This window comes from Aliiroseovarius sp. M344 (genome assembly GCF_025140835.1).
Taxonomy (GTDB): domain Bacteria; phylum Pseudomonadota; class Alphaproteobacteria; order Rhodobacterales; family Rhodobacteraceae; genus Aliiroseovarius.
In genome coordinates this window covers 1,836,863-1,847,782 of the sequence record NZ_CP081153.1, presented here as the reverse complement: position 1 = coordinate 1,847,782, position 10,920 = coordinate 1,836,863, and the positions used below count along the sequence as shown (strand labels likewise).

Genomic DNA, 10,920 nt, shown 5'->3' with positions numbered 1-10,920 from the left:
CCGTCTGTCGTCCTGTAATGACCCCTCCCGGGAAAATTCCGGGCCCCCTAAAGCATACGAATACAGCCCACTGGCTGGACGCACCTCTTTGAAACTACAGCAGGATTTCGCTCATGAAAAGGGGCGATGGGATACGACCTTGTGTCCGGCAAAGATCGGCGCAGAGTGTCCAAAACAGGAGACTAACATGCGGAAAACGATTGCGATTTTTGGATTTCTGATGGCGCTTTCATCCCCCGTTTTGGCGGATGGTGATATGGATGCGCGACTGTCGGTCACGGGGCATGGCATATCTCAGGTGGAACCGGATATGGCTCGGATCAGCCTTGGCGTGACAAAAGACGCGGTCGAGGCCGGGGCTGCGCTTGATGAGGTGGCAAGTATTGCACAGTCTATTTTTGCTCGCCTTGCCGAGGTGGGGATCGAGCCGCGCGACATGCAAAGCTCTCAGGTGAACCTGTCGCCGCAGTATGACTATAACCGCAATTCAGAGGGTCCAGCAAAGCTGACAGGGTTTATTGCCAGCACGATGGTTACGGTGCGTGTGCGCGACCTCAGCCAGCTTGGTCCGATCATGTCGGCGGTCACAGCTGATGGCGCTAACCAATTGAATGGATTGCAGTTTGACCTGCAAGATCGCCAGCCTGCCGAAGATGAGGCGCGTGCCAATGCGGTGAAGGACGCGATGGCACGGGCAAATGTGCTGGCCGAGGCCGCCGGGGTGACGCTGGGGTCGATCGTTTCGATCCAAGAAGGCGGCGGCAACGTGCCTGCGCCTGCCTATGGTCGCATGGCGATGGAGGCCGTTCAGTCGGACATGCCCGTCGCGGCAGGCGAGCTTGAGATAGGATCGAGTGTGACCATGGTGTTTGAATTGGGTGAAGAGTAGCCTTCAAGTCCTTCAAAACAATAAAAAGGCCGCCTAAATGGCGGCCTTTCTTTTTTTGGCAGTGATCACGGTCAGGCGGTCGCTTTTGCCAGTGCCTGATCCAGATCGGCGATGATGTCCGCGGCATCCTCGGTTCCGATTGAAATCCGGACCACGTTGGGGGCGGCACCGGCTGCGATCTGCTGCTCTTCCGACAATTGCCGGTGGGTGGTTGAAGCCGAGTGGATGATCAGCGAGCGCGTGTCACCAAGGTTCGCAACGTGGCTGAACAGCTCCAGACTATCCACCAGCTTGACACAAGCGTCATAGCCGCCTTTGACCGCGACGGTGAACAGGGCTCCGGCGCCTTTCGGGCAAACAGTCGCCATGCGCGATTTATAGGGCGAGCTGTCCAGGCCGGCATAGGTCACCGCATCGACACGCGGGTCGGCCTCAAGCCAATTGGCAACTTTTTCGGCGTTGGCGACGTGTTTTTCCATCCGCAGCGACAGGGTTTCGATGCCCATAAGCGTATAATGCGCGGCTTGCGGGTTCATGGTCATGCCCAGATCGCGCAGGCCAATTGCGATCCCATGGAAGGTGAACGCCATTGGGCCAAGCGCTGCACCGAAGGTCAGACCGTGATAGGCAGGCTCGGGTTGGCTGAGCGACGGGAATTTGTCGGATGCCATCCAGTCGAACTTACCGGAATCGACCACACAGCCACCCATAACCGTGCCATTGCCGGTCAGGTATTTGGTGGTTGAATGCACAACCAAGGTGGCACCAAGAGAGATCGGGTTGCACAAGTAAGGCGTGGCCGAGGTGTTGTCGACGATCAGCGGCACGCCCGCTTTGTCAGAAATCGCAGCAATCGCTGGAATGTCAGTGATATAGCCACCGGGGTTTGCGATGGATTCGCAGAACACGGCACGGGTGTTGTCGTCGATGGCAGCGGCCACGGCGGCCTCGTCATCGAAATCAACGAACTTGGTTTCCCAGCCAAAACGTTTGATGGTCAGGCTCAGTTGGGTGATTGAACCGCCATAGAGCCGGGTCGAGGCGACGACATTCTTGCCCGGACCCATCAGCGGGAACAGTGCCATGATCTGGGCCGCGTGACCCGAAGAACAGCAAACAGCACCTGCGCCACCTTCAAGCGCGGCGATGCGGTTTTGCAGCGCGGCCACAGTCGGATTGGTCAGGCGCGAATAAATAAAGCCCACTTCTTCCAGATTGAAGAGCCGCGCGGCGTGCTCGGCATCTTTGAACACGTAAGCCGTGGTTTGGTAAATCGGCACCTGACGGGCGCCGGTGGCCGGGTCAGGCTCGGTCCCTGCATGGATTTGCAGCGTGTCAAAGCCCAGTTGGCGGTCGTCGGACATGGTTGTCTCCCTCGTTTTTGTTGCGCGCAGGCTAGGCGAAAGGGCGCAGCGCATCAACGGGAGTTGCATTGCGGGTGTGATAGGCGTGCGGAGATTGGAACTACGTTTGATCCGGGCCAGTCTGCTGGTCTTTTTTCCGCCCTCTGATAAAGTTTTCAGAACCTTGTTCCGGAGCACGCTATGCTGACCCCATTTCATCTTGCCATCAACGTGACCGATTTGGACGCCGCGCGTGCTTTCTATGGCGATTTGTTGGGGTGTGCGGAGGGGAGATCAACAAACTCATGGGTGGATTTCAACTTCTTCGGTCATCAGTTAAGCCTGCATCTTGGCCAGCCGTTTGAAACAGCGCGCACCGGAAAAGTCGGGGCGCATATGGTGGCGATGCCGCATTTTGGTGTAGTGCTTGGCTTTGATGACTGGCGCGCGCTGGCCGACCGGCTTGAGGCACATGGCACCGCGTGGATCATTCCGCCCACGGTTCGGTTTGAAGGTAAACCCGGTGAACAATGGACGATGTTTTTTCACGATCCGTCCGGCAATCCGATCGAATTTAAAGGGTTTAGGGATCTGGCGCAGGTGTTTGCGGGCTAGTTTGGGCAAAATCGCGGCGACGCCGCCTCTCAAGATACGCTGATTTCCACCGAAAAAGTGCCTTGCAAGAAAAACCCTTGTATTTCTAACGAATGAGCCCCATGTAACGCCTGCGACGTTACCACTATCGACTACACTGCTCCTAAAGGCTCAGTCTCTCGATCTTGTACTGACTTTGCCGACCTGCCGCATAACGTGGGCAGACTAACTAGGAGAAATACGATGGCTACTGGAACCGTCAAATGGTTTAACGCAACTAAAGGCTTTGGCTTCATTGCACCCGAAAGCGGCGGCAAAGACGTGTTTGTACACATCTCTGCTGTTGAGCGTGCTGGTCTGACCGGCCTTGCAGACGACCAGAAAGTGACTTTCGACATCGAGCCCGGCCGTGACGGCCGTGAAAGCGCGTCGAACATCGCTCTGGCGTAAGGTTTTACAACCTTTAAGGTCGAAGCTTACTTCGATCTTAGAAGGCGCATCGGAAACGATGCGCCTTTTTCTTTTGCGCGCGCGATGCCGCATCACCGCATCCAGAACCCTTCACGCTTGATCTGGTTGCGGATCTTTTGCTCGCGTCGGGGCAGGGCGTCGCGGTCAAACAGCGCGCGAACCTTCTGGCCACGCCCCTGAAAAATCATCCGCTTCATCGGATCATATTCTTTCAGGACTTTCTTTATTTTGTTGGGGGCTGCGGCGGTTTCGATGGTGTCGATAACACTGTCGTCTTCGCGGGCATAAGCCAGCGGCAGGATGCGCCAATGACAGGTCACGTCGCCATCCAGCCCGTCCAACTCTGTGCCCGGACGCCCCCCGCCAAAGCTTGAAATCACAAGCGGCAATGCGATCTGGTCGAGCCACGGAAACAGCTCCTGACAGACCAGCGTGTCCGGCCGGTCGTCGCGGATCGCCAGAGCGTAATCCAGAAACCTTTGGCCAAACGTGCGGGGACAGGTGCCAAAAAACCAGCCTGCGTTGAAATACATATAGCGTTGCCAGTATTCGTCAGGATGGCTCAGATCCAGCGACGCGTCGTAGTCGAGGCCAAATTTGTCATAAAGGGATTTCCAGGTCTCGCCGTAGCCCGGACCATAGAGTTCCACCTTGGGCCATGTCCCTTCACGTTTCATCGAGGCGGAAGGTCGATCAAAGTCAAACGCAACCTCGGACAGTTTTCCGGTGATCACCGTGTCGGTATCGAAGAACACAAACGGCTCACCTTCCGGCATGGCTAGCAACGCTTCGATTTTGTTGCCATTGGGGTAGTCGTGACCGAAATGGCGGTTTTCAAACGATACAATCTCGGCACCTAACGCTTCCAGGGCCTCGCGAATATGCGGCTTGATGCGGGGATCGTTCGGCCAGCGGTCCGAGGGTTGGGGTTCCGCGATGATCAACCGGCCGCCGAAATCTGGATCCGACTGGCGCAGAGTGGCCGCGAATAAGAGTGCCTCGTAAGACAATCTGCCGGCTTGTGCGACAATAAGGATGTTGAAATCGGGGCGCGACTTCGCCGTTTTCCGTCCGGTTTTGGCCATCAGTGGTTTGCCTGCTCTTCTTATTTTGATCAGTATAGTCAGGAAGCGGTCGAGTCTGAAAGCGTTTCAACCGCTAGACCTTTGCGGGGTTTGGTGTATCTTGTCCACAGATCGACCCAGCCTATTGTAAAGTTTGGTTTATCGAGTTTGGCTTGAAGGAGCTGAGGATGTATAGAACAGCGATTGCTACTGTCTTGATGATGAGTTTGACGCCGCCCGCACTGGCGCAAAATTTCACGACAGCCGACGAAGTGCGCCCCATTCTGGATGCGACAAAAGGAAGTTGGGTCGCGGTCCGCGAATATGATGGCAAAGACCTTCTGTACTTCACGCATTTGCTGGCGTGGCGCTGCGGTCTGGCTCAGATCCACTATTCGCTCAATGGCGAAGCGGAACAGCAGTATGACGCCGAACCCTGCTACGAGGATGAAGCGCAACCCAATGCGATAAAGGTCGTGGACAAACTTCCTTATCTGGAGTTCGGCCTGAATTCGATTGAGATGGTGACTGTTCGGCTTGTGTTTGATGACGGTGCCGAAGCGACGACAAGCTATGAGCGCGCGCAGATCATGACACCCTGACCCCGTTGGGCGCGCGAAGGGTGGAGTTGCGAACTAATTCGACCCGTCGAAACCGCCAAACTGACCGGCATGAAAGGTCAATGGCTTGCCGTCATTGGCGGCCACCCGTTGCACCCGACCGATAACGATTGAATGATCGCCGCCATCGACCACCTTTTCGGTCGTGCAGTCAAAGCGCGCAAGACACGGATCGATGACCGGTACGCCATGGAAATCCTCACGACAGCTCAGTTCGGAAAAATCTTCGCCTTGGCGGGCAAAATTTCGGGCGACCTCGACCTGATCATCACACAGCAGATGGACGGCGAAATGTTCGGCTTCGACGAAGGCGTCGTGGCGGGCGGACACTTTGGCCGGGCACCATAAAATCAGAGGCGGATCTAATGAGACTGAGGTGAAGCTGTTCACGGTCATTGCCAATGGCCCGCGCGGCGTCTTGGTGGTGACAAGCGTCACGCCGGTGGTGAACAGCCCAAGGGCTGCGCGGAATGCGCCTGCGTGATCCGGGCTTGGCGTGAAATCGGTCATGACCCTGCGGTTTCCTGTCATCCTTTATCGCCGATTGCAGACAACCGGGTCGTTTCAGGGGCGGACCCTAACTTGCAGACCGGAAAGTGAAAAGAGCGAATGCAGGTGAGAAAAGTTGTCTTGGCGATTTTCCTATTGCCCGGGGGTCATTCAGCGACCGCGAAGCCCGAAATCAGCTGTCGCAGGCCAAATGCCGCGCCGGCGATGATCGCAAGGAAGGTGACCGGTGCGCCGTAATACAGGATTGCGAAAGCTGAAAGGCCTTGCCCGATCGAACAGCCAAAGGCAATCACAGCCCCCAGCCCCATGATTGCAGCGCCGCCCATCTGGCGCTTCAGCTCGCGCGGGTCCTCGCAGGCTTCCCAGCGAAAGTGGCCCTTGAACAGGCTGCCAATAAAGGCCCCGGCCAACACGCCGGCCACGCTGCCCACACCGAAATTCAGCGCCGAGCCGGATGAGGTCATGAGGTAAATCATCGTGTCGCCCAATGGCGCAGAATAGGTGTGGCTTTCCACGGGGATTGCCGAGAACCCGTTGGCGAAGACCCATGCCGTGCCACCCCAGCCGATCACCACCGCAAACCCGGCGATGGTGGCCCAGAATACCTCGGTTGGGGCTTGGCGCATCTCTTTGCTTGAGAACATGGCAAGGGTCAGGATCACGCCGATTAAAATCCCAATGGTGGGCGCTGTCAGGCCCAGCATGTCCGCCAGTTTTACCGAGATTGAGGGCAGGGCGGTTGGGTCGGCGGGCGTTTCCGGGAAGGCCAAGATACGCAGTTGCGCAAGCGGACCCGAAATCGCGACATAAGCTGCAAGACCCATAACGACGACGATCACGAAGGCGCGCAGGTCGCCGCCGCCAAGTCGCGCCAACGCGCCAAACCCGCAATTTCCCGACAAGGCCATGCCATAGCCAAACAGCAGTCCACCAACGATCGATGCTAAAGGGTTCCAGCCCAGACGGAGATATATCGCCTCTTCTGTCGGCAGCATCCCGGCACCGATCAACAAATGGGTGCCGATCATAGCGACGCCGATGGCAATGCCCCACATGCGCAGCCGCAGGGATGAACCCGCATAAAGGGCGTCTTCGATTGCGCCTAAGGTGCAAAACCGGCCAAGCCGCGCGGACAACCCCAGAAGCACGCCGCCAACAAGCCCGATCAAAGCCGTTAGATTTGCGTCACTGATCCAGTCGAACATGGGTGAATGCTCCTGTCTCTTGGCGCGACACCGAAAGGCACGAGCGATGCGGTTCGTGTCCAATATCGCTGTGGTCTAGTCCCGGCGGTCGCTGTGCGATGCGCAAGCGTCTGCGTGGCGGCACTGGGTAAAGTAGTCTATTCGGCTGCTTTTTGGATGTCCGCAGGCTCGCCCACAGAACAAAACAACTCGTAGATCACTTCGAGTATCCGCCGAGGGCGTTCATCGGTCAAAGAATAAAAGATAGTCTTGCCTTCACGGCGCGGCGTCACCAGCCCCTCCAGACGCAGGCGCGCAAGCTGTTGTGAAACAGCCGCCTGACGGGCGTGCAAAAGATTTTCCAGCTCGGTCACGGATTTCTCGCCGGTGACCAGATGGCACAGGATCATCAATCGCCCTTCGTGGCTGATCGCCTTCAGAAGGGTCGAGGCGTCACAGGCGCTGGTCATCATCTTGTCGAGCTCGTCGCTCGTCATATCCTCGCGGATGACAGGCAATGCCATGGTCGGTTCCTTTTCTTTGATACCGCTATCTGCAAGTCTTATAGACGCATCGTGTTTATTGCAATCTTGACGCAGGAACAGCCGATATACCAATCGCAGTTGAGCATATAGGGCAACAGGTGATCAGTTGGTAACCTGTTCCGCTGCTGGCAGAGTGCTGGTGTCGGGTGTTGTTGGGGCCAGATAGTTTGTCTTTTCTGTCAACATTTGCTCAAGCAAGCCCCAGAAGAAATCTTCGCCCGGATAGCCTTGCAGGCGGGCGACCTCGATCCCGTTTTCGATCAACAGGAATGTCGGCGTGAAGGTCACAGGTCGGTCCAATGCAAAACCCAGTTCAGCCGGATCGCTGTTGCGACGAAGTTCATGCAGCTGCACTTTGCGCAGCGGCGCAAACTGGCCCTCCGGTGTCTTCGGATAGATCGCACCCAGTTCGCGCTCCCACTTGGCGCACCATGGGCAGCCCGGCTCTTCGACCATCACCAATTCGGCAGCGGACGCAGTGGTTGCGAATAACCCCAGAAAGAAAGCTGCCAAGACGGCACGCAATAGCGACATGATGTATTCCGACAGGGTAAATGGTTGACCTAGTTTCCATAGAACACTTAATTTGAATATGTACTGATTTCAAGGAACGCCGATGCTCGACATCTCTTTTGCAGGCGCTGCGCTCGCGGGCCTCCTGTCTTTCTTCACGCCCTGCATCCTGCCGATGGTCCCTTTCTACCTGTGCTATATGGCCGGTATCTCGATGAACGAACTGACGGGCGAGGGGCGGATCAGCCAAGGGGCACAGCGCCGCCTTGTGGTGTCGGCGGTCGCTTTTGCGTTTGGTGTGACGACAATTTTCATTCTGCTCGGCCTTGGGGCAACGGCGTTGGGGTCTGCCTTCGCGCGGTACAAAGAGACACTCAGTTATCTAGGGGCGGCGATTCTGCTGGCCTTCGGGCTGCATTTCCTTGGCATTGTGAAAATACCCTTCCTGTATCGTGAGGCGCGGCTGGAAAGTAAGGCCGCGCCCAGCACAATCATGGGGGCCTATCTGATGGGGCTCGCGTTTGGGTTTGGCTGGACACCTTGCGTCGGGCCGGCCTTGGCGTCGATTCTCATGATCGCCTCCGGCATGGGGGATCTGTCGCGCGGTGCGCTTTTGCTGGCGGTCTATGGCTTGGCGATGACCACCCCATTCGTGATTGCGGCCCTGTTTGCGCGACCGTTTCTGGCCTGGGCCGGGCGCAACCGAAAATACCTTCCCTGGGTCGAGCGGACCATGGGCGTGATGTTGATCGTCTTTGCGATTTTGATCGCTACAAATAGCGTGAATGCGATTGGGCAATTCATGCTGGATTGGATGCCGTGGTTCAGTAATCTTGGCTAAGAATCCAATTTATCATAAAAATAACAGGTGATTAGGCGGTATTCGAGGGCAGGTGTTTGGCCAATCTGTTTCGCTGCACCTGCGAAAAATTCAAAAATTAGAATTTGATGTTGCGGAATTTACTTCGCATGTTAGTTTGGCACACAGTTGTGCACACAACGGTTATGGGAGGTATCATGAAGCGGACAACGATCACGCTTGTCGCCCTGCTTGCTGGGCTTGGAATGGCAAACGCCGAAACGGTGTCGCCTGCAGATGTTTTGTTTGAAGAAGGGGCGGTTGCCCAGTCTTTGACAGGTGTCGCTGGTGACCCGATGGAAGGCGCCAAAATTGTATCGACGAAATCACAGGGCAATTGCATTGCCTGTCACGAAGTTACTGATCTGGCCAAAGCGCCGTTTCATGGTGAAGTCGGCCCGCTGCTGGATGGTGCTGGTGACCGTTGGAGCGAAGCGGAACTGCGCGGTATCGTGGCCAACGCCAAGATGACGTTCGAGGAATCGATGATGCCGTCTTTCTACAAGACCGACGGTTTCACGCGTCTGGGCAACGCCTATACCGGCAAAGCACACGAGGGCGATGTTGAACCCCTGCTGTCAGCGCAGCAGATCGAAGATGTTGTCGCCTATCTGATGACGCTGAAATAAGCGGTCGGGTCGGCAAAACCTTTCTATAGGAGACACAGATGAAATTCACACGACGTGAAGCTCTGGCACTCGGTCTCGGCGCAACCGCCGTCGCCATGTTGCCAATGCGTGCGGCCGCTGCTGCGGACGACGCGATTGCCGCCTTTACTGGTGGGGCAGATGCGGGCGAAGGCGGGATCACGCTAACAGCCCCTGAAATTGCAGAAAACGGCAACACTGTTCCCGTTTCTGTCGACGCGCCTGGCGCGGTTTCAATCCTGCTGCTTGCAGCGGGCAACCCGACACCTGGCGTGGCGCAATTCAACTTCGGCGAAGCGGCTGGCAGTCAGGCAGCCTCGACCCGGATGCGACTGGCAGGCACGCAGGACGTGATTGCCATTGCGAAAATGGCCGATGGCAGCTTTGTGAAAGCGTCGTCGACGGTAAAAGTCACCATCGGCGGCTGCGGCGGCTAATTAGAGGAGCTTGAAGACATGGCAGACGGTGTAAAACCCCGCGTGAAAGTCCCGAAATCGGCAAGTGCCGGTGAGGTGGTGACATTGAAGACCCTGATCAGCCACAAGATGGAATCAGGCCAGCGTAAAGACGGCGACGGCAATTTGATCCCGCGTTCGATCATCAACCGCTTCACTTGCGAGTTGAACGGCAAAATGGTGATTGACGTCACGCTGGAGCCCGCAATCTCGACCAATCCATATCTTGAATTTGACGCCAAAGTTGATGAAGCGGGCGAATTCAAATTCACTTGGTATGACGACGATGGCTCTGTTTATGAAGAGTCGAAGCCGATCGCGGTCGGCTAAGCGCGGCGTAAGGGAGGAATAAATATAATGAAGAAACTTTACGGCATTACAGCTTTGGTCGCTGCCTCGTTCACCGGGGCGGCGGTTGCCACAGCCGATGAAAACGCCGAACTTATCGTCAATGGTGATATCCAAATCGTCACCAAGACGGCCGCACCGGCGCATCTGTCTGATGCGCTGGACGAAGTCATGTCAGGCTGGCGTTTCCGCTCTGACCAGACCCAGACCATGCAGATGGATGATTTCGACAACCCGGGAATGTTGGGTGTCGAGAACGGTGCGGAGATTTGGGCGACCGCAGATGGAACCGAAGGTAAATCCTGTGCGGATTGTCACGGCGAAGCCGAGGAAATGGCAGGCGTTAAGGCAGTATATCCGAAGTGGAACGAAGAAGCGGGCGAAGTTCGCACTCTGCAAATGCAGATGAACGACTGCCGCGAAAACCGTATGGGTGCAGAAGCTTGGGGATATGACAAAAGCGACGCGATCGACGTTGAGGCGCTTTTGGCATCCGTGTCGCGCGGCATGCCTGTCAACGTTGCCATTGACGGCCCGGCGCAGTCCACGTGGGAGCAGGGTAAAGAGATCTACTATACCCGCTATGGTCAGCTTGAGCTGAGCTGCGCCAATTGTCATGAGGCCAACTATGGCAACATGATCCGCGCCGATCACCTGAGCCAAGGCCAGATCAACGGGTTTCCAACCTATCGTCTGAAAAACACCAAGTTGAACGGCTCTCATTCGCGGTTCAAAGGCTGTATTCGTGACACCCGTGCTGCGACGTTCAACCCCGGCTCTCCCGAGTTTGTGGCGCTTGAGCTTTATGTCGCCTCACGCGGAAACGGTCTGTCGGTCGAAGGTCCGTCGGTCCGCAACTAAATCAATCGCCCCGTTCG

Annotated in this window: 15 protein-coding genes; 9 read left to right on the top strand and 6 right to left on the bottom strand. The window is 56.5% G+C overall.

Going from position 1 to position 10,920, the window contains the following annotated elements:
* Window positions 1-187 precede the first annotated feature (187 nt).
* A complete protein-coding gene (locus K3556_RS09025; protein ID WP_260516473.1) occupies window positions 188-889 on the top strand; it encodes an SIMPL domain-containing protein in 702 nt (233 codons plus the stop codon).
* Between the two features lie 71 nt (window positions 890-960).
* On the opposite strand, the gene K3556_RS09020 is transcribed toward K3556_RS09025, so the two are convergent.
* Window positions 961-2,253, bottom strand: a complete 1,293-nt coding sequence (locus K3556_RS09020) for an O-acetylhomoserine aminocarboxypropyltransferase/cysteine synthase family protein (protein ID WP_260516472.1) — start codon at window positions 2,251-2,253, stop codon at window positions 961-963.
* A gap of 180 nt (window positions 2,254-2,433) precedes the next feature.
* Between K3556_RS09020 and K3556_RS09015 the strand changes: the two genes are divergently transcribed.
* A complete protein-coding gene (locus K3556_RS09015; RefSeq protein WP_260516471.1) occupies window positions 2,434-2,847 on the top strand; it encodes a VOC family protein in 414 nt (137 codons plus the stop codon).
* A 222-nt stretch (window positions 2,848-3,069) separates the two neighbouring features.
* Window positions 3,070-3,276, top strand: coding sequence for a cold-shock protein (locus tag K3556_RS09010; RefSeq protein WP_260516470.1), 207 nt, complete (start codon window positions 3,070-3,072; stop codon window positions 3,274-3,276).
* 92 nt (window positions 3,277-3,368) lie between these two features.
* Here the strand turns inward: K3556_RS09010 and K3556_RS09005 are convergent, their stop codons facing one another.
* A complete protein-coding gene (locus K3556_RS09005; RefSeq protein WP_260516469.1) occupies window positions 3,369-4,382 on the bottom strand; it encodes a hypothetical protein in 1,014 nt (337 codons plus the stop codon).
* 167 nt (window positions 4,383-4,549) lie between these two features.
* Here K3556_RS09005 and K3556_RS09000 point away from each other — a divergent pair, with 167 nt between their 5' ends.
* Window positions 4,550-4,963 carry a hypothetical protein gene (locus K3556_RS09000; RefSeq protein ID WP_260516468.1) on the top strand — a complete coding sequence of 138 codons (414 nt, stop codon included), beginning with the start codon at window positions 4,550-4,552 and terminating at the stop codon, window positions 4,961-4,963.
* A 33-nt stretch (window positions 4,964-4,996) separates the two neighbouring features.
* Here the strand turns inward: K3556_RS09000 and K3556_RS08995 are convergent, their stop codons facing one another.
* The 4 genes from K3556_RS08995 to K3556_RS08980 all read right to left on the bottom strand — a co-directional run bounded on the left by K3556_RS08995 (window position 4,997) and on the right by K3556_RS08980 (window position 7,754).
* The gene (locus K3556_RS08995) at window positions 4,997-5,491 is read right to left on the bottom strand and encodes a flavin reductase family protein (protein ID WP_260516467.1); all 495 of its coding nucleotides are present in this window, start codon (window positions 5,489-5,491) and stop codon (window positions 4,997-4,999) included.
* 146 nt (window positions 5,492-5,637) lie between these two features.
* Window positions 5,638-6,696: a YeeE/YedE family protein gene (locus tag K3556_RS08990; protein ID WP_260516466.1), complete on the bottom strand. Its 1,059-nt coding sequence runs from the start codon at window positions 6,694-6,696 to the stop codon at window positions 5,638-5,640.
* Between the two features lie 137 nt (window positions 6,697-6,833).
* Window positions 6,834-7,199 (bottom strand): helix-turn-helix transcriptional regulator, encoded by a 366-nt coding sequence (locus K3556_RS08985; protein WP_260516465.1) that lies wholly within the window; start codon window positions 7,197-7,199, stop codon window positions 6,834-6,836.
* Window positions 7,200-7,322: 123 nt separating this feature from the next.
* Window positions 7,323-7,754, bottom strand: a complete 432-nt coding sequence (locus K3556_RS08980; RefSeq protein ID WP_260516464.1) for a hypothetical protein — start codon at window positions 7,752-7,754, stop codon at window positions 7,323-7,325.
* Window positions 7,755-7,836: 82 nt separating this feature from the next.
* On the opposite strand from K3556_RS08980, the gene K3556_RS08975 reads away from it, so the two are divergent.
* The 5 genes from K3556_RS08975 to soxA all read left to right on the top strand — a co-directional run bounded on the left by K3556_RS08975 (window position 7,837) and on the right by soxA (window position 10,903).
* A complete protein-coding gene (locus K3556_RS08975; RefSeq protein ID WP_260516463.1) occupies window positions 7,837-8,574 on the top strand; it encodes a cytochrome c biogenesis CcdA family protein in 738 nt (245 codons plus the stop codon).
* 176 nt (window positions 8,575-8,750) lie between these two features.
* Entirely contained in the window at window positions 8,751-9,221 is a 471-nt protein-coding gene (gene soxX / locus K3556_RS08970) for a sulfur oxidation c-type cytochrome SoxX (RefSeq protein WP_260516462.1), read from the top strand.
* Between the two features lie 38 nt (window positions 9,222-9,259).
* Complete coding sequence (soxY, locus tag K3556_RS08965; RefSeq protein ID WP_260516461.1) at window positions 9,260-9,676, top strand: thiosulfate oxidation carrier protein SoxY; 417 nt, start codon at window positions 9,260-9,262, stop codon at window positions 9,674-9,676.
* Between the two features lie 18 nt (window positions 9,677-9,694).
* A complete protein-coding gene (soxZ, locus tag K3556_RS08960) occupies window positions 9,695-10,024 on the top strand; it encodes a thiosulfate oxidation carrier complex protein SoxZ (RefSeq protein ID WP_260516460.1) in 330 nt (109 codons plus the stop codon).
* A gap of 27 nt (window positions 10,025-10,051) precedes the next feature.
* Window positions 10,052-10,903 (top strand): sulfur oxidation c-type cytochrome SoxA, encoded by an 852-nt coding sequence (gene soxA / locus K3556_RS08955; protein WP_260516459.1) that lies wholly within the window; start codon window positions 10,052-10,054, stop codon window positions 10,901-10,903.
* Window positions 10,904-10,920 lie beyond the last annotated feature (17 nt).